This window comes from Pseudomonas sp. B19125 (assembly GCF_044218855.1).
Lineage (GTDB): Bacteria > Pseudomonadota > Gammaproteobacteria > Pseudomonadales > Pseudomonadaceae > Aquipseudomonas > Aquipseudomonas edaphica.
In genome coordinates, this window is sequence record NZ_CP162589.1 from 4,991,204 (window position 1) to 5,007,656 (window position 16,453).

Annotated in this window: 20 protein-coding genes; 4 read left to right on the forward strand and 16 right to left on the reverse strand. The window is 62.2% G+C overall.

From position 1 onward, the window contains the following. Positions 1-31: 31 nt before the first annotated feature. Positions 32-856 carry an ion transporter gene (locus AB4P96_RS22540; RefSeq protein ID WP_017136235.1) on the forward strand — a complete coding sequence of 275 codons (825 nt, stop codon included), beginning with the start codon at positions 32-34 and terminating at the stop codon, positions 854-856. Between the two features lie 96 nt (positions 857-952). Continuing rightward, on the forward strand, positions 953-1,957 hold the full coding sequence (locus tag AB4P96_RS22545) for a sulfate ABC transporter substrate-binding protein (RefSeq protein WP_099549035.1): 1,005 nt from the start codon (positions 953-955) through the stop codon (positions 1,955-1,957). Positions 1,958-2,101: 144 nt separating this feature from the next. Here AB4P96_RS22545 and AB4P96_RS22550 read toward each other — a convergent pair whose 3' ends face one another. After that, a complete protein-coding gene (locus AB4P96_RS22550; RefSeq protein WP_017136233.1) occupies positions 2,102-2,716 on the reverse strand; it encodes a DUF5666 domain-containing protein in 615 nt (204 codons plus the stop codon). 178 nt (positions 2,717-2,894) lie between these two features. Between AB4P96_RS22550 and AB4P96_RS22555 the strand changes: the two genes are divergently transcribed. Beyond that, on the forward strand, positions 2,895-4,091 hold the full coding sequence (locus tag AB4P96_RS22555) for an MFS transporter (protein ID WP_138453472.1): 1,197 nt from the start codon (positions 2,895-2,897) through the stop codon (positions 4,089-4,091). Here the strand turns inward: AB4P96_RS22555 and AB4P96_RS22560 are convergent. From AB4P96_RS22560 to AB4P96_RS22570, 3 genes are all read right to left on the reverse strand, one after another. Beyond that, positions 4,088-4,492 carry a type II toxin-antitoxin system HicB family antitoxin gene (locus AB4P96_RS22560; protein WP_099489991.1) on the reverse strand — a complete coding sequence of 135 codons (405 nt, stop codon included), beginning with the start codon at positions 4,490-4,492 and terminating at the stop codon, positions 4,088-4,090. The two genes, AB4P96_RS22555 and AB4P96_RS22560, sit on opposite strands and share 4 nt — an antisense overlap. 11 nt (positions 4,493-4,503) lie before the next feature. Then, the gene (locus tag AB4P96_RS22565; RefSeq protein ID WP_305458716.1) at positions 4,504-4,692 is read right to left on the reverse strand and encodes a type II toxin-antitoxin system HicA family toxin; all 189 of its coding nucleotides are present in this window, start codon (positions 4,690-4,692) and stop codon (positions 4,504-4,506) included. A gap of 115 nt (positions 4,693-4,807) precedes the next feature. Continuing rightward, positions 4,808-5,929, reverse strand: a complete 1,122-nt coding sequence (locus tag AB4P96_RS22570; protein ID WP_170039013.1) for a cytochrome P450 — start codon at positions 5,927-5,929, stop codon at positions 4,808-4,810. Between the two features lie 74 nt (positions 5,930-6,003). On the opposite strand from AB4P96_RS22570, the gene AB4P96_RS22575 reads away from it, so the two are divergent. Further along, on the forward strand, positions 6,004-6,735 hold the full coding sequence (locus AB4P96_RS22575; protein WP_017136219.1) for a helix-turn-helix transcriptional regulator: 732 nt from the start codon (positions 6,004-6,006) through the stop codon (positions 6,733-6,735). Positions 6,736-6,852: 117 nt separating this feature from the next. Here the strand turns inward: AB4P96_RS22575 and phnP are convergent, their stop codons facing one another. The 12 genes from phnP to phnD form a co-directional block, all read right to left on the reverse strand. Next, the gene (gene phnP, locus AB4P96_RS22580) at positions 6,853-7,602 is read right to left on the reverse strand and encodes a phosphonate metabolism protein PhnP (protein ID WP_395600101.1); all 750 of its coding nucleotides are present in this window, start codon (positions 7,600-7,602) and stop codon (positions 6,853-6,855) included. Continuing rightward, on the reverse strand, positions 7,593-8,165 hold the full coding sequence (gene phnN, locus AB4P96_RS22585; RefSeq protein WP_395600102.1) for a phosphonate metabolism protein/1,5-bisphosphokinase (PRPP-forming) PhnN: 573 nt from the start codon (positions 8,163-8,165) through the stop codon (positions 7,593-7,595). The genes phnP and phnN overlap by 10 nt, the downstream gene beginning before the upstream one ends. Continuing rightward, positions 8,165-9,310, reverse strand: a complete 1,146-nt coding sequence (locus AB4P96_RS22590) for an alpha-D-ribose 1-methylphosphonate 5-triphosphate diphosphatase (protein ID WP_169985725.1) — start codon at positions 9,308-9,310, stop codon at positions 8,165-8,167. The genes phnN and AB4P96_RS22590 overlap by 1 nt, the downstream gene beginning before the upstream one ends. Then, complete coding sequence (phnL, locus tag AB4P96_RS22595; RefSeq protein WP_395600103.1) at positions 9,300-10,022, reverse strand: phosphonate C-P lyase system protein PhnL; 723 nt, start codon at positions 10,020-10,022, stop codon at positions 9,300-9,302. Before phnL ends, AB4P96_RS22590 begins: the two co-directional genes overlap by 11 nt. Then, a complete protein-coding gene (gene phnK / locus AB4P96_RS22600; protein ID WP_395600997.1) occupies positions 10,019-10,828 on the reverse strand; it encodes a phosphonate C-P lyase system protein PhnK in 810 nt (269 codons plus the stop codon). Before phnK ends, phnL begins: the two co-directional genes overlap by 4 nt. Next, entirely contained in the window at positions 10,789-11,655 is an 867-nt protein-coding gene (locus tag AB4P96_RS22605; protein ID WP_099549044.1) for an alpha-D-ribose 1-methylphosphonate 5-phosphate C-P-lyase PhnJ, read from the reverse strand. Before AB4P96_RS22605 ends, phnK begins: the two co-directional genes overlap by 40 nt. Further along, entirely contained in the window at positions 11,648-12,724 is a 1,077-nt protein-coding gene (locus tag AB4P96_RS22610) for a carbon-phosphorus lyase complex subunit PhnI (protein ID WP_099549045.1), read from the reverse strand. The genes AB4P96_RS22605 and AB4P96_RS22610 overlap by 8 nt, the downstream gene beginning before the upstream one ends. Beyond that, on the reverse strand, positions 12,724-13,314 hold the full coding sequence (gene phnH, locus AB4P96_RS22615) for a phosphonate C-P lyase system protein PhnH (RefSeq protein ID WP_017136211.1): 591 nt from the start codon (positions 13,312-13,314) through the stop codon (positions 12,724-12,726). The genes AB4P96_RS22610 and phnH overlap by 1 nt, the downstream gene beginning before the upstream one ends. Beyond that, entirely contained in the window at positions 13,314-13,751 is a 438-nt protein-coding gene (gene phnG / locus AB4P96_RS22620) for a phosphonate C-P lyase system protein PhnG (RefSeq protein ID WP_099490085.1), read from the reverse strand. The genes phnH and phnG overlap by 1 nt, the downstream gene beginning before the upstream one ends. Before the next feature lie 3 nt (positions 13,752-13,754). Further along, a complete protein-coding gene (phnF, locus tag AB4P96_RS22625; protein WP_177411817.1) occupies positions 13,755-14,459 on the reverse strand; it encodes a phosphonate metabolism transcriptional regulator PhnF in 705 nt (234 codons plus the stop codon). A 36-nt stretch (positions 14,460-14,495) separates the two neighbouring features. After that, complete coding sequence (gene phnE / locus AB4P96_RS22630) at positions 14,496-15,278, reverse strand: phosphonate ABC transporter, permease protein PhnE (RefSeq protein WP_017136208.1); 783 nt, start codon at positions 15,276-15,278, stop codon at positions 14,496-14,498. A 147-nt stretch (positions 15,279-15,425) separates the two neighbouring features. Continuing rightward, on the reverse strand, positions 15,426-16,427 hold the full coding sequence (gene phnD / locus AB4P96_RS22635; protein ID WP_099549047.1) for a phosphonate ABC transporter substrate-binding protein: 1,002 nt from the start codon (positions 16,425-16,427) through the stop codon (positions 15,426-15,428). Between the last annotated feature and the right edge of the window lie 26 nt (positions 16,428-16,453).

A 16,453-nucleotide genomic window follows, 5' to 3' on the forward strand; every position in this document is an offset into this window, starting at 1 on the left:
GCTTGCTCGATATTCGATTCAGGCGGGTTTTATGAACAGCAACAGCGACTGGCGCCAGCGCCTCTATGTCATGGTATTCCAGAGCGACACCGCAGCCGGGCGGCGCTTTGACGGCATCCTGCTACTGATCATTCTTGCCAGCATTGTGATCGTGATGCTCGACAGCATCGACGAAATCCACCAGAACTACGCCGATGTGCTGGCCTATATCGAATGGGGCTTCACGCTGATCTTCGCCATCGAGTACGGCTTGCGGCTGTACTGCTCGCCCAAACCCTTGCGCTACGCCTTCAGCTTTTATGGCTTGGTGGACTTGCTGGCCATCGTGCCCGGCATCCTCGCGCTGTATTACAGCGACGCCCAATACCTGCTGATTATCCGCATCATTCGGATGCTGCGGATTTTCCGCGTGCTCAAGCTCAGCCCGTACCTCAAGCAAGCCAACTACTTGATGGCGGCGCTGCGCGGCAGCAAACAGAAGATCGTGGTGTTCCTGGTCAGCGTGTGCACCCTGGTGACGGTATTCGGCACCCTGATGTATGTGATTGAAGGCCCGGAGCACGGGTTTACCAGCATTCCCAAGGGCATTTACTGGGCAATCGTGACCCTCACCACCGTAGGCTTTGGCGATATCGTGCCGAAGACGCCGCTGGGCCAGGTGATCTCATCGCTGGTGATGATCACCGGCTACTCGATCATCGCCGTGCCCACCGGGATTTTTACCGCTGAACTGGCCAGCGCCATGCGCGGTGAACAGCTGGAACACGATTGCCCGGTGTGCAAGAAAAACAGCCACGAACCCAACGCAGCGTTTTGCTCGCGCTGCGGCAGCAACCTGTTTCATAAAGTGGAATAAGCACAGTACGTTTTAATCTTTAAACGCCTATGCAGGCCCGGCTATAGTCGCTGGCAAATTGCCCCCACTCTTCTCTCGAACAACAAGGAATGAGCAGTGAAAAAAATCCTCAGCGCCTCTCTTCTGGCCGCGGGCCTGGCCCTGGCCGGTGCCGTGCAAGCCGCACCGGTCACACTGCTTAACGTCTCCTACGACGTGATGCGCGACTTCTACAAGGACTACAACGCCGCCTTCCAGAAGCACTGGGAAGCCGAGCATCCGAACGACAAGCTGACGTTGCAGATGTCCTTCGGCGGTTCCAGCAAACAAGCGCGCTCGGTGATCGACGGCCTGCCGGCCGATGTAATCACCATGAACATGGCCACCGACATCAATGCCCTGGCGGACAACGGCAAACTGGTGCCGGACAACTGGGTCACGCGCCTGCCGAACAACAGCGCGCCGTTCACCTCCGCCACCGTGTTTATCGTGCGCAAGGGCAACCCCAAAGCCCTGAAAGACTGGCCCGACCTGCTCAAAGATGGCGTGCAAGTAATCGTGCCCAATCCGAAGACCTCGGGTAATGGCCGCTACACCTACCTGTCGGCCTGGGGTTATGTGCTGAAAAATGGTGGTGATGAAGACAAGGCGAAGAAGTTCGTCGGTGAATTGTTCAAACATGCACCGGTGCTGGACACTGGCGGCCGTGCCGCTACCACCACCTTCATGACCAACCAGATCGGCGATGTGCTGGTGACCTTTGAGAACGAAGCCGAAATGATCGCCCGTGAATTCGGCCGTGATCAGTTCGAAGTGATCTACCCAAGCGTCTCCGCCGAAGCCGAGCCGCCGGTGTCGGTGGTCGACAAAGTGGTCGACAAGAAAGGCACCCGTGTGGCTGCCGAGGATTACCTGAAGTACCTGTGGTCGCCGGAAGGTCAGGAAATCGCCGCCAACAACTACCTGCGCCCACGTGACCCGAAAGTGCTGGCCAAGTACACCGACCGCTTCCCGAAAGTCGACTTCCTGTCGGTGGAGAAGACCTTTGGTGACTGGCGTACCGTGCAGAAAACTCACTTCAATGATGGCGGGATTTTTGACCAGATCTATTCGGGTCAATAACTGAAGGTACGCGGTAAAAAATGTGGGAGCAGGCTTGCCTGCGATAGCATCCCCTCGGTGTGTCAGTTACACCGAGGGGATGCTATCGCAGGCAAGCCAGCTCCCACACAAGCCAGCTCCCACATTTGTTTTGTGTTGGGTCCGTTACATCGGCGGTGTCACGCCATCCTTGCCAGCTGAGATCGCCTGGGCCGTAATGGTCCCATCCGCGCCCTGCGCCGCAAACAACACCACCTTCACGCCCGCCTTGAGCAAGCTGCGATCGCCCGGCTCCAGGTTCACGATCGGCACATCATCCGGCACCACAATCTTCTGCTCGCCGCCTTTGTACTTCACGGTCAGGGTGCGCCCGTTGCTGACCACCAGGTCGCCAACCGTGCCGTTGGTCATGCTGCTGCCTTCTTTCAAATCAAACGCGCGGTGCCCGTCACCCGTGCCGGCCATGGCCGGTGGGAATACGTGGACTTCCAGCGCAGTCAGGGTGCCATCGGCGTTCGGCATGGCAGCCGAGCCAATGTAGCTGCCGGGCTTGATCTCATCGATCTTGGCCAAGGTAACGGCGCGTACCTGGGTGGCCGGCGTCAGATGCACCACAACCTCTTCGCCACTGTTGACCTTGACGTGCATCGCGTCACCGTCCATCGCAGTAATGGCGCCGCGTACGCCGACCCGTGGGGCCTCGGCGGCGTTGGCCAGCCCGATGGCCATGGCCGCAGCCAGGGTGGAGGCCAGGAGCATCTTGTTCAGCGTGATTTTCATCGCAGTGGATTTCCTGTTTCGACAGTTATGCCTGAATGTATCATTGGCGCTCGCCCCAAAAGTTAACGATTCAGTCATTAATTTGCGGCATGAGTGATATCAATGCGCGCGCTCTACACCGGCGCAGACGTTGTCTTTACTCTCGCCCGCTACCTTCCTTCGCTTGAATGAGAACACCATGACCGCTACCTCACACGCTTCAAGCACCATGACCCGAGGCATGGTGATGCTGTTTGCGTTCTGTTGCGGCGCCATTGTTGCCAACATCTACTACGCCCAGCCGATCATCGAGTTGATCGCGCCGGACATCGGCCTGACCCCGGCACTGGCGAGCCTGATTGTCTCACTCACGCAAATCGGCTATGCCTTGGGCCTGTTCTTTCTGGTGCCGCTGGGCGACCTGCTGGAAAACCGCAAGCTGATGATCATCACCAACCTGGTGGCCATCGCCAGCCTACTGGGTGCGGCGTTTGCCGAGCAGCCGAATGTGTTCCTGCTTGTGTCGTTGCTGATCGGCTTCAGTTCCGTCTCGGTGCAGATTCTTATCCCGCTGGCCGCGCACCTGGCGCCCGCCGAGTCCCGAGGCCGTGTAGTCGGCAGCATCATGGGCGGCCTGTTGCTGGGCATCCTGCTGGCGCGGCCGGTGTCCAGCCTGGTGGCTGACCACTTTGGCTGGCGTGCGATGTTCATGGCGGCGGCCGCGGTGATGGTGTTTATCAGTGCCGTGCTGATGCTGACTATCCCCAAGCGCCAACCCGACCACAGCGCCAGTTACGGCCAACTGCTGGGCTCGCTGGGCACCTTGCTGCGCAAGCAACCGCTACTGCGTCAGCGCGCCTTCTACCAAGGCTGCATGTTCGCCACTTTCAGCCTGTTCTGGACCGCTGCACCGTTGGAGCTGGCGCGTAACCACGGCCTGAGCCAAAGCGAAATCGCCCTGTTTGCCCTGGTCGGCGCCCTGGGCGCCATCGCCGCGCCTATCGCCGGGCGCCTGGCCGATGCCGGGCACACGCACCGCGCTTCACTGCTGGCCATGCTGTTTGCCGCGTTGAGTTTTCTGCCAGCCTTTGTGCACCCGTTGTACAGCGTGATCGGCCTGGCGGTGACCGGCGTGGTCCTGGACTTCTGCGTGCAGATGAACATGGTCCTCGGCCAACGCACCATCTACGCCCTCGACGCCAACAGCCGCAGCCGCCTGAACGCGCTGTACATGACCAGCATCTTCATCGGCGGCGCCTTCGGCTCGGCGATTGCCAGCAGCGTGTATGAACACGGCGGCTGGCTGGGCGTGATGCTGGTGGGCAGTGCGTTCCCGCTGGTGGCGTTGTTGCGGTTCCTGGGTGCTTCGCGCCAGGCCGAGGTGGCTACCGCTTAAGAACGCACCAACTTCTCCAACGCCGCATCCGCCAGAAACGACGAGCGGCTTTTGACCTTGTGCTCGCGCACATAGCGGTCGATGCGCTGAATGACATAACCGGGCAAGGTCACATTGACCTTTTCGGTCTTGCCCAGATAGGGCGAGATATCCAACTCCAGCATCCCCCAGCCCATGCCTGCGTAATCTTCGTGGGCATGGTGGTTGGCCACTGACGTCGGCATCGGAATCACCCCGCCTTCGGCCGCGATCTCTTGCAGCAGGATGTGGGCGATCTCTACCGCTGCGTTATACGCCTCTTCAAAACTGTCCCCGGCAGTGACCGCGCCTGGAATATCGGGGATCTGGATACCGGTGGCGGTGAAGTCATCGCCCCATTCGATACACATTGGGTATTGCATGCATGCTCTCCTTAAAACTGAAACAGCCCGGCGCGCTTTCTGATGCTGCGGACCGTGCCCATAGGCAGGTCCTTTTTGGGATGAGGCACCGGGATCGTGTACGGGTTATAGCGGTGGGTAAAAACATGATGACTGCCCGTGACCCGATCCAGCACCCAACCCGCCTCTTGCAGCTCCTTGATCAATAACCTGCTTTGCACCCCAGCCTCCTTGGCTTGGCCCGAATAAAAGTAACCCTAGAGTTATCTTTACTCAAGCACAGTTTTTGTTAGTCGGACTGCCGGGTGTTTTGCTGAATATTGAAATGCAGAAGGGTTACTGGCTTAGCGCCGCAGCGCTGAACCTGGGGATACGGCCGTTAAGCGAGGGCCAGTAGCTGAACCGGCCAGCGTCCGCCAGCAAGGCAGGCTGATGACGCAACAAACCCAACAGCGCTTGCGCGGCGATCGTCAACGCCATCTGTTGGCCTGGGCACTGATGGCGCCCGATACCAAAGCTGAACAGACGCCGTTGCGTGCGCGCCAGCACAAAACTGTCGGGATCGAGGTTGGCCTCAGCGTCCCGATTGGCCGATGCCAGCAGGACTAAAACACTCTCTCCCGCCGCCAACACCCGGTTGCCGATGGTGCAGCGCGCCGCCACGAATCGCCGTGTGTTTTGCACCGGTGAATCGTAACGCGCCACCTCCTCCACCAGCGCCGTGGCGAGGGCTGGCGTGCGCATAATCTGCGCAACCCGCTCAGGGTGCCGCGCGAGCATCACCAGTGAGTTGCCGATCAACCCGGCGCTGGCTTCGCAGGTCTGCGACAACAGGCCGATCAAATTGGCCGTCAATACCTGCGCACTTTCCCAGTTGCCACTGCGGATATGAGCCAGCAGCGCTGTTTCTTCCAACACCGCACAAAACATCTGCTGCAACTGCGACGCGCCGGCCTGCGCATTGCACAACTGCGCTTCACTGCTCAGCGGTGAAAGGCCGGCGACAAACGCCCGCGTTAGCCCGGCGACACATGCCAGCTGTGGCGCCGGGCATCCCAGCAGCGACGCGACCACCGAGACGGGCAAGGTAAACATCAGTGCATCCAGGGTCTGCACGCTGCCGATCAACCGAGCGACCCGTTCAGCAATGGCCGACGCCTCCACCGCCGCCAACGCGGGTTCAATCGCCGCCCGCGGGCATCGATGCGCCGGGCCTTCGTTCATGCGCATCAACCGCGCAAAAACCTGTCCTGCCGCGCCCTGTGCAAGCGCCTTGGGCACCGGCTCATGCAACGGGCGTACGCGACAATCCGGGTGTGCCAGCACCGCCTCTACCGTCTTGGCGCGGCTGGCGACCCACAGCCCCAACTCGGCATCGAACAGCAGTTCTTCATGGCGACGCAGGCTTGCGTAATACGGATAGGGATCAACATGGGTAGCGGCTTGCAGCGGTGTCATCCGGGACGTCCTGTGCTTAAAGAAGCGTTACTATCGGCCCTCCCACGCGGCAATGATTCGTTCAGGAACGAAATATGAACGCCTTTGATGATGACGCGGCACTCTCACAAATCGCCGGTGCGATAGCAGAGCCTGCGCGCACAAAAATGCTCTGCGCGCTGATGGATGGCCATGCGCGCACCAGTACCGAGATGGCCGTGATTGCCGGCGTCAGCACTTCGACGGCCAGCGCCCACTTGGCCAGGCTCAAGGACGATGGCCTGCTCACGCTGCACACCCAGGGCCGACACCGTTACTACAGCCTCGCCGGCGCACACGTGGCCCAGGCCATCGAAGGGTTGATGGTGATCAGCCGCAACACCGCCCAGGCATTTGTCCCCAGCACGCCCAACCGCCTGCAGCTCGCACGCACCTGCTACGACCACATGGCCGGCACGCTGGCGGTGCACCTGCACGACCATTTCATCGCCTCTGGTTGGCTGGTTGGCGACGGCACCTATGCACTGACGGCCCCCGGCGAAACCGCAATGATCGCGTTGGGGCTGGATATGCCTGCGTTGCGCGCGCAACGTCGGCGTTTCGCCTGTGCCTGCCTGGACTGGAGCATGCGCCGCCCGCATTTGGCCGGGGCATTGGGCGCAGCGGTCTTGCAGTGCGTGATTCGTCGTGGGTGGGTGACTCAGGATCTGGACAGCCGCGCGCTGGAGGTCACCGCCAAGGGGCGCAAGGCGTTTGCAGCGCGCTTTGGAGTAGAGTGGTTGAAGCAAGAGCCAGATCAAGTGCAAAGCAAAAGCCTATCTACCTGATGCAACACAGTCTAAATGTGGGAGCTGGCTTGCCTGCGATGCAGACACCTCTGCACATCAGGCACACCGAGTTGATGCCATCGCAGGCAAGCCAGCTCCCACAGGGTTATGCGGTGTTCAAATAATCCGGCCATCCCAGGCCACCGTCACATGCCGTGGCAACTCGCGTCGGTGCTCCAGTAGCCACGTATCCAAGGTGTGCCCCACATGGGTCAAAACGCCCAATTTCGCACCCGTCTCCTCAATGCTCTGCAACGCCAACGTCAGGTCATTGTGGTTACGCGGCGCTTGCGGCTGCGGCGGCATGGAGCAGTCGAGTACCAACACGTCCAACGGCTCCCGTTGCAACCAGGCCAACGTGGCCGGCGGCAAACCCACCGTGTCGGTGAGGTAGGCGATGCGCCGCCCCTCGCCTTCCAGCAGATAACCCAAGGTCGGTTTTGAATGTTGCAACGGCAATGCAGTGACGCTCAGCTCACCAAACTGCCGTGTTTCAAACTCGGCAAACGGCTGGCTGAAATCGAGAATGCCCGGATGTTTGTAAAGGTCGGACAAACCCTCCGAGTCGGCGGGGCCGTGTACCGGAATGATCAAGCCCTGGCCCCAGCGCAGGTGCAACAAACCCTGCGCATGATCGGCGTGATAGTGCGTCTGCAAAATCCCGTTGAAGCTGCGTGGCGGGAAGCGTTCGCAGAGGTCGGGCAAGCCGCTGTCGATCAACCAGCGCTGCTCGCCGCACTCGATCAACGCGCTGCACGGGCGGCGGCGCAGGCTGGCGTCACTGCGCGCCAGACCGCACGCCGCGCACTCGCAGCCATACACCGGAACCTGCCGCGCATCACCGGTGCCCAGTAAGGTCAGGCGCATGCCGTGTGCCCGTGATCGAGGCAGCACAGCAAGCGCTCGACGGTGTTTTCCAGCGGGCCGGAATTGTCGAGCACAAACAACCCGGCGCCATTACCCGCGATCAAATCGGCGGTGAACCGCGCATTGCGCGCCAGGCGTTCCTCGATATCGGCCTGGGACTCGCGCCCGCGCGCCGTCAGGCGCTGGCGCAATACGGCCTGATCCACCGTCAACAGCAATACCATCAAGCTCGGATAGCGCTCGCGGGTTTGCGCCAGGTGCGCACGCGAACCATTGACCAGCACATCGTCCCCCGCCGCCAGCCATTCGTCGATGGCCTTGGGAATGCCATACCACAACCCATTAGCCTGCCAACTGAGGGCAAACGCGCCCTCGGCCTGCATCGCGGCGAACTGTTCCGGGCTCACCCCTTGTGCGGCCTCGCCCACCGCTTCCGGCGAGCGGGTGATCACCCGGCGCACAATGCGGCAGCCGCGCTCGGCCAAGCGTGGGCGTGCGGCATCCAGCAGGCTGTCCTTGCCCGAACCGGATGGCCCGATGAGATAGATCAACCTGCCTGCCATCAAAACACCCTCTTCGCTTGTCGCCAGACTTGTTGCACCACAGGAAGCCCCTCGCAGCGGCGGGCTTGCACCAAATCCGCCCGCAGGCCAATGGCAATTTCACCGCGATCATTGAGGCCCGCCGCTTGTGCAGGCGCCAGGCTGATCATCTTGACGGCCCGCGACAGGTCGCCGCCGTCCTGTTGATCGGCCAGCACAAAGGCCGCCTGCAACAGGCTGGCCGGGTAGTAGTCACTGGAAAGTATATCCAGCAATCCCTCGGCAGCCAGGCCGGCGGCGGCCACATTACCCGAGTGCGACCCGCCGCGCACCACGTTCGGCGCGCCCATCAGCACTTTCATGTTCAGCGCCTGGCAGCCCTTGGCCGCCTCAAGCGTGGTGGGGAATTCAGCAATGGTCATGCCATAGCCCGCCGACTCCTCCACATGCGCCAGCGTCGCGTCGTCATGGCTGGCCACCGACAGGCCGCGTTCCAGGCAATGCGCAACAATGGCGGCGCGATAGCGGTCGCTGTATTGCTTGGAATTGGCCATTTGCAGCACGATAAACGCGTCCATGGTTTCGTCGTTGAGGTGGTACTTGCCCATGTAGTACTCACGGTACTTGGATTCGAGCACGAACTGTCGCTGGCCCGGCGAATGGTCCATCACCGACACCAGGCGCACCAGCGGGTTTTCCACCAGGTCGCGGAACACGCTGAGGGTGTCCGGGTGGCACAGCTCGCAGCGCAGGTGCAGGTGGTGTTCGGCGCGGGTCAAGCCGGCGTCTTCAGCCTGGGCGATCGCGTCGAGCATCGCCGGCAGCTTTTTCATGCGGTTGCCCTTGGGGTTCACATCGCCGATGGACACCGCGTCGAACACTGTAGTGATCCCCGCCGCGATGATTTGCGCATCATGGCTGAGCACCGCCGAGATCGACGGCCAATCCACGCCTGGGCGCGGGGTCATGTGTTTTTCCAGGTTGTCGGTATGCAGCTCTACCAGGCCCGGCAGCAGGCAATCGCCGCCCAGGTCCTGAGCCTGGGGCAACTGGCTGCGGCCTTCGGCGATGTCGACAATCTTGCCGTCGCGCAGCACCACCGTGCCCAGGAACATGCGCTCCGCCGTGACGACCTGGGCATGGGTGAGGATCTGTTCAGCGGGCATGGGCGTATTCCTCTTCGGCAACGGCTGCAGGGGTCATGTCGAAATGGCGGTCGGCGACCGCTTCACGGGCGGCGCGGTCGTGGAAGATGCCGATCAGCGCCGCGCCGGCGGCCTTGGCTTCGTTCATCAGTTCCAGCACCACCTGGCGGTTGTTGTCGTCCAGGGACGCGGTAGGTTCGTCCAGCAACATTACCGGCCAGGCGACCATGAAGCCACGGGCGATGTTGACGCGCTGTTGCTCACCACCGGAGAAAGTGCCGGGCGCCAGTTGCCACAAGCGCTGCGGGATGTTCAGACGCGTAAGCAACTGTTCGGCGCGGGCTTGCGCATCGGCCTTGGCCCAGCCACGCGCCAGGGCCGGCTCCATCACCACGTCCAGGCAGGCCACGCGGGGGATGACGCGCAGAAACTGGCTGACGTAACCGAGGGTCTGCTGACGCACCTGAAGAATGTCACGCGGCTCGGCGCCGACCAGCTCCAGCCACTCACCGGCATGCTGCACACGGATGCTGCCGCCCGCCGGCAGGTAGTTGCCGTACAGGGTGCGCAGCAAGGTGCTTTTACCCGCGCCGGACTGGCCATGCAGCACCAGGCACTCACCGCCCTGCACACTGAACGCCACACCGCGCAACACGTTAAGCACCACGCCGTGTTGCTGATGCAGGGTGAAGGTTTTCGAGAGGTCACGGACCTCGATCAAGGCATTTGTCATGGCTGCAATACCGAAGACACCAGCAGTTGAGAGTAAGGGTGCTGTGGATCGTCGAGGATCTGGTCAGTGAGCCCGGTTTCCACCACATGGGAGCGGCGCATCACCATCAGGCGGTCGGCGAGCAAACGCGCAACGGCCAGGTCGTGGGTGACGATCACCACCGCCAGATCCAGCTCACGTACCAGGCCGCGCAACAGGTCGAGCAGGCGCGCTTGCACCGACACATCCAGGCCGCCGGTGGGTTCGTCCATGAATACCAGGCGCGGGCTGGAGACGAGGTTGCGGGCGATTTGCAGGCGCTGCTGCATGCCGCCCGAGAAGGTGCGCGGCAAGTCGTCGATGCGCTGCGGGTCGATTTCCACCTGGCCGAGCCAATCCAGACCGGCGCCGCGCAGTTGCGCGTAGTTGCGCACGCCTTGGGCCATCAGGCGTTCGCCGATGTTGGCACCGGCCGAAACGCCCATGCGCAGGCCGTCCCGTGGGTTCTGCTCGACAAAGCCCCATTCGGTGCGCAGCAAGGTGCGGCGCTCGGCTTCGCTGGCGCTGTACAAATCCAGCCATTCGCCGTCCTTGCTGCGGTAGCCGATGCTGCCGGCTTGCGGCGGCAAACGCCCGCTCAGCAGCGAGAGCAAGGTGGATTTACCTGAGCCGGATTCGCCGACAATCCCCAGCACTTCACCCGGGTAAAGATCAAAGCTGACGCCCTGGCAGCCCTTCTCCGGGCCGTAAAGCAACGACAGGTCACGTACTTCAAGCAAAGGCTGGCTCACTGGTTGTTCTCCTTGACCCGTTGGGCGCAATACCAGGTGTCGGAACACACAAAACTCTGGGTTCCCGCGTCGTCGAGAATCAGCTCGTCGAGGAAGGAGTCGTGGCTGCCGCAGATGGCGCAGTTGTGTTCCCACTGCTGCACTTCGAACGGATGGTCTTCGAAGTCCAGGCTGGTGACCTGGGTGTACGGCGGCACCGCGTACAGGCGCTTTTCGCGACCGGCGCCGAACAGCATCAGCGCCGGGCTCATGTCGAGTTTGGGGTTGTCGAATTTGGGGATCGGCGACGGGTCCATCACGTAGCGCTCATCGACCATCACCGGGTAGGCGTAGCTGGTGGCGATATGGCCGAAGGTGGCGATGTCTTCGTAGAGTTTGACGTGCATCACCCCGTAGTCATTGAGGGCGTGCATGGTGCGGGTCTCGGTTTCCGAGGGTTCGATAAAGCGCAGCGGCTCGGGGATCGGCACCTGGTAAACCATGATCTGACCGGCCTGCAGCGCCGTTTCCGGGATGCGGTGGCGGGTCTGGATCACGCTGGCGTCGGGCGTCGCTTCGGTGGTGGCAACCCCCGCCGTGCGGGCGAAAAAGCGCCGGATCGACACGGCATTGGTGGTGTCGTCGGCGCCCTGGTCGATCACCTTGAGCACGTCATCATCACCGAGGATCGCGGCGGTCAATTGCATGCCGCCGGTGCCCCAGCCGTAAGGCAACGGCATTTCGCGGCCGCCAAACGGCACTTGGTAACCGGGAATCGCCACGGCCTTGAGCAAGGCGCGGCGGATCATGCGTTTGGTCTGTTCGTCGAGGTAGGCGAAGTTGTACGCCGGGTCGCGCACAGCCGGTAGGGTCAAGTCATTCATGGCGGTTGCCCTCGGCCGGTTGGCGCAGTTTGCGGATCAGTTCCAGCTCGGACTGGAAGTCCACGTAGTGAGGCAATTTGAGGTGCGAAACAAACCCCGCCGCCTCGACGTTGTCGCAATGGGCCAGCACAAACTCTTCGCGTTGGGCCGGTGAGACGACTTCTTCGTTGTATTCCCCGGCGCGCAGCGAGCGGTCGACCAGCGCCATGCCCATGGCCTTGCGCTCGGCATGCCCGAACGCCAGGCCGTAACCACGGGTGAACTGCGCCAGCTCAGTGGCCGAGCCGACGAATTGGTTGACCATCTCGCACTCGGTGACTTCGATGCTGCCCAGGCAGATGGGAAAGCCCAACTCTTCGGGGTCGATCCACACTTCGACGTCGCCGATGCGAATCTCACCGGCAAACGGGTGGTTGCGGCCGTAACCGCGTTGGGTCGAGTAGCCCAGCGCCAGCAGAAAACCTTCGTCGCCACGGGCCAGGGCTTGCAGGCGCTCGGCACGGCTGGCCGGGTATTCCAACGGGTCGCGGGTGATGTCGGCAACGCTGGCGTTGTCGTCGGCTTCGTTTTTGATCAAGCCTTCTTTGGCGAGCAAACCGAGCACCCGTGGGCAGGCGTCAATCTGCGCGTCCGCCGTGGTCTGTGGGCCTGGGTATTGACCTTCGGCCAGCAGCGAAAAATCCAGCAGACGGTGGGTGTAGTCGAAGGTCGGGCCGAGCAGTTGACCACCGGGCACGTCCTTGAAGGTGGCCGACAAACGTCGGCTCAAGCACATCTGCGACGTATCAATCGGCAGGCTCGGGCTGAAGCGCGGCAGCGTGGTGCGGTAGGCGCGCAGCAGGAAGATCGCCTCGACCAAATCCCCTGCTGACTGCTTGATCGCCAGCGCAGCCAGCTCTTCGTCGAACAACGAGCCTTCGGTCATCACCCGCGCCACCGCCAGCGGCAATTGCTCGCGGATTTGCCTCACGCTGAGTTCAGGAATGGCGGTATCGCCCCGACGTTTTTTTGCCAGCAGGCGGTGGGCATTGTCGATGGCCTGTTCGCCACCTTTGACGGCTACGTACATCAGGCGTGCTCCTGTGCAATACGGCTGCTGCGCGGCAGGCCGATCAGGTGGTGGCCGGCGGTGAACACCAGGTCCAGACCACGCGGGAAGGCTTCGCGGCGTTGGCGCTCTTGCCAGAAGGCTTGCGGCACCGGCAGGTTGACCAGGCGCTGGGTTTTGATCCCTGGGCCGCGCCAGTGCAGGCCGCGACCGGACTCCAGGTCGGTAAGTTGAACCAGCAAGGTGCAGGACTGATCCGGGTAACGGTCGTTGCCGTGGTCGAAGCCGCCGAGGTCGAGCAGGTCTTGCTCGCCGAGCAGCGCGAACACCGCGTCTTCGCGTTTATCGGTGAGCGGGCAACCGCAGTGGAAGGCCAGGTTGGCGCGGATCAGCGGCGTGTCGAAGCTCGGCGCCAGCCACAGCGGCGTGTCCATATCCAGCAGGGCCAGGCACAGCGCGTAGGTGGCGGGCGCCAGGCCGTCGAGGCGTGGCGCGGACGGCAGATGCTGGATCAAACCGGGTTCGGCCAACGCCTTGAGGGCCGCACGAAAGCCGCGTTGGGCATCCAGCACCGGCTCGACAAACGCCGGTTGCAACAGTTGAGCGTTCATCAGTTTTCTCCTCGCACCAAGGTGAAGAACTCGACCTTGGTGGCAGCGGTGTCGGCTTCTTTTTCGGCGCGGCGTTTGGCTTGGGCAGTGGCCAGGGAGGTGATCAAGTCGCTGAGCCACAGGCTCGGTTGCGTGCCTTGCAGATGGGCATCGGCCAACGCGGCCAACTCGGCATGCAGCTTGTCGCGCCCGGCCAGGTAGCTGTAGCCGGTACGGCCGTCGGCCAGGCGCACCACGCAGCGGGTCACGCTCATTTCACCGACGTTGAAGGCTGCGCCGTCACCGCCCATGCGCCCGCGTACCAGGGTCATGCCGATTTCCGGGGCGCGGATCAGTTGGTACTCGGCGTCTTTCAACGCGGCCTCAAAGGGTTGCAGTTCATTGAGCTGGGCGCGGGCTAATACGCCGATCCAATGTTGTCGCGGGGACACACTCATCATTCAAGTCACCACTTGGTACTGGAAGCGATCCGAACGGCTGGTGGACTGCGCCAGCTCCACCGGGCGGCCATCGCGATCGCAGGAAAGGGTAAACACCGTGAGGGCCGGCAAGTGCCGAGGCATCATCAGCAGCGCGGCTTCATCACGGTTGGGCAAACGCGCACCGATCAGGCTTTGGGTGCGGGTCAGCGGCAGCGCTCGTTCACGCAGGTACTGGCGCAGGGAGCCGCCGGTGTAATCCGCCAGCAACGGCGCACGGCTGGCGCAGTAGCGATGGCGGATCAGGCTGACGGGCTGGTGGTCGAGCTTGCGCAGGGTTTGCAGCTCTATCATCGGGGCCATCTCGGCGATGCCCAAATGCAGGGCTTCGTCGCGGCTGGCGTAGCAATAGCGGCGCTTGAGCAACACCGCCTGCACGCCGACGCCCTGGGCCGACAGCGATTGGCTGTAGGAGGTCTCGGCGCCCATCGAGTAAATCAGCGGGCGGTCGAGCACTTGAGTGCCCTTGCCCTGACGGCGCAGCAGGCTGCCTTCGAACACCAACTCGTCGATGGCGCGGCGCAAGGTGTGGCGGTTGACGCCAAAGCGCTCGGCCATGTGCACCTCGCCGGGCAGGAAGTCACCGGCCTGGTAGCTGCTCAATTCACGGCGCAGGATATCCGCGAGTTCGCGGTACACCGGCTCATCTTGTCTAGACAACTGCATGCTTAAAAAAAGCGCCGCGCGGGCACCCCTCCGGCGTCAGATGAACTGCTTGCGCAGGCGTTGGGACAGCACGTCGATACAGCTCACCACCACGATGATCACCAGCAGCACCGCGCAGGTCTGTACGAACTGGAAAGCGCGGATGTTTTCCCAGAGGATCACGCCGATCCCGCCGGCGCCGACCATGCCCACTACGGTGGCCGAGCGCACATTGGCTTCGAAGCGGTACAGCGCGTAGCTCACCCACAGCGGCATCACTTGCGGGATCACGCCGTAGATCACCTCCTGCAAAGCACTCGCGCCGGTGGCTCGCACGCCTTCTACCGGGCCGGGGTCGATGGCCTCGACGGCTTCGGCAAACAGCTTGGCGAGCACGCCGGTGGTGCTGATCCACAAGGCCAATACACCGGCAAACGGACCGAGGCCGACGGCGACCACGAACAACATCGCGAACACCATTTCATTGATGGAGCGGAAGGCATCCATCACGCGGCGCAGCGGTTGGTGGACCCACCACGGGGTGATGTTGTCGGCGCACAAGATGCCCAGCGGCACCGAGCAGACGATGGCCAGCACCGTGCCCCACAGGGCGATTTGTACGGTGACGATCATCTCCTTGAGGTAGGAGCGCCATTCGTGGAAGTCGGGCGGGAAGAAGTCGGCGGCGAAGGTCGCCATGTTTCCGGAATCGCGGTACAGCGCCAGCGGGTTCATCTCGGCGCCGTGCCAGGCCCAGGCCAACAGGACCAGGAACAGGCCCCAGCCGAGGTATTGCGGCCAGGTGCGCTTGCCGACGGCTTCAGCGTGTAAGGTAGTCATGGGTTCACTCTCAGTTGTTGTGAGGTGTGCTTTCTGTGGCGAGGGAGCTTGCTCCCGTTCGACTGCGAAACAGTCGCCAGCTATTGGGGTGCTTCGCACCCCAGCGGGAGCAAGCTCCCTCGCCACAAAAGCCGGTTCCTACTGGGGTTAGCCGTTTGCCGCAGTTTTCTTGTCCAGCTCGGAGATGCGCTGTTGCAGCTTGGCCAGGTCAGCATCGATGTCGGCGAGCTTCTTGGCCTTGTCGGCTGCCTCAAGCTTGTTGTCGGCACTGATGGTGGTGCGCTGCTTGAACAGCTCCAGTTGGCGGATCGGCAAGAGCTGGTCGTCGTTGGAGGCGAGGAACTTGCCCAGTTGCATGTTCTTCAACACCGCCTTCTCTTCATCGGTGTCGCCGTAGTGGGCGAAGAAATCACGGATCTTGGTTTTCTCGCTGTCCGTCAGCGCCTTGCTCCACACCATCGGGTCGGCCGGAATCAGCGGCGATTTCCAGATCACCTTGAGCATTGCGGCTTTGTCCGGCTGGGTGACTTCCAGGCGGTCCCAGCTTTCGGTGTTGAAGGTGGCCACGTCCAACTGCCCCTTGGCCACGCTGAGTGCGTTGACTTCATGGCTGGAGTTGAGCGTGCGTTTGAACGCGGTGGCGGCATCCACATGGTTCTTGGCGAACACGTAGTAGCCCGGCACCAGGTAGCCCGAGGTGGAGTTCGGGTCACCGTTGCCGAAGGTCAGGTTCTTGGCGTTCTTGAGCATGTCGTCGACGTTGTTGATCGGGCTGTCCTTGCGCACGATCAGCACGCTCCAGTAACCGGCGGCGCCGTTGGCGGCGGCGGTCTGGGCGAAGATCTCGCCGTTGGAACGGTCCACCGCTTCCATCGCCGCCTTGTTGCCCAGCCAGGCCACGTCGACCTTGTTAAAGCGCATGCCCTGGATCAAACCGGCGTAGTCGGAGGCGAAGGTGGCGTTGATGGTCAGGCCTGTTTTCTTGTGCATGTCATCCAAAAACGGCTGCCAGATGCTCTTGAGGTTCTGCGAAGACTCGGTGGACATGATGCCGAAGTTGATGGCTTTGTCGGCGGCCTGGGCAGTGCCCATGGCGGCGCCGGCCAGCAACACCGCAGACAGAAACACTTGGCCGATACGGTTCAACATGGACGGGATTCCTGTGGGTCGTGAGT

Coding starts and splice junctions, on each gene's coding strand:
- AB4P96_RS22540 (WP_017136235.1), top strand. CDS start 32: ATGAACAGCAACAGCGACTGGCGCCAGCGCCTCTATGTCATGGTATTC.
- AB4P96_RS22550 (WP_017136233.1), bottom strand. CDS start 2,716: ATGAAAATCACGCTGAACAAGATGCTCCTGGCCTCCACCCTGGCTGCG.
- AB4P96_RS22555 (WP_138453472.1), top strand. CDS start 2,895: ATGACCGCTACCTCACACGCTTCAAGCACCATGACCCGAGGCATGGTG.
- AB4P96_RS22560 (WP_099489991.1), bottom strand. CDS start 4,492: ATGCAATACCCAATGTGTATCGAATGGGGCGATGACTTCACCGCCACC.
- AB4P96_RS22570 (WP_170039013.1), bottom strand. CDS start 5,929: ATGACACCGCTGCAAGCCGCTACCCATGTTGATCCCTATCCGTATTAC.
- AB4P96_RS22575 (WP_017136219.1), top strand. CDS start 6,004: ATGAACGCCTTTGATGATGACGCGGCACTCTCACAAATCGCCGGTGCG.
- phnP (WP_395600101.1), bottom strand. CDS start 7,602: ATGCGCCTGACCTTACTGGGCACCGGTGATGCGCGGCAGGTTCCGGTG.
- phnN (WP_395600102.1), bottom strand. CDS start 8,165: ATGGCAGGCAGGTTGATCTATCTCATCGGGCCATCCGGTTCGGGCAAG.
- AB4P96_RS22590 (WP_169985725.1), bottom strand. CDS start 9,310: ATGCCCGCTGAACAGATCCTCACCCATGCCCAGGTCGTCACGGCGGAG.
- phnL (WP_395600103.1), bottom strand. CDS start 10,022: ATGACAAATGCCTTGATCGAGGTCCGTGACCTCTCGAAAACCTTCACC.
- AB4P96_RS22605 (WP_099549044.1), bottom strand. CDS start 11,655: ATGAATGACTTGACCCTACCGGCTGTGCGCGACCCGGCGTACAACTTC.
- AB4P96_RS22610 (WP_099549045.1), bottom strand. CDS start 12,724: ATGTACGTAGCCGTCAAAGGTGGCGAACAGGCCATCGACAATGCCCAC.
- phnH (WP_017136211.1), bottom strand. CDS start 13,314: ATGAACGCTCAACTGTTGCAACCGGCGTTTGTCGAGCCGGTGCTGGAT.
- phnG (WP_099490085.1), bottom strand. CDS start 13,751: ATGAGTGTGTCCCCGCGACAACATTGGATCGGCGTATTAGCCCGCGCC.
- phnF (WP_177411817.1), bottom strand. CDS start 14,459: ATGCAGTTGTCTAGACAAGATGAGCCGGTGTACCGCGAACTCGCGGAT.
- phnE (WP_017136208.1), bottom strand. CDS start 15,278: ATGACTACCTTACACGCTGAAGCCGTCGGCAAGCGCACCTGGCCGCAA.
- phnD (WP_099549047.1), bottom strand. CDS start 16,427: ATGTTGAACCGTATCGGCCAAGTGTTTCTGTCTGCGGTGTTGCTGGCC.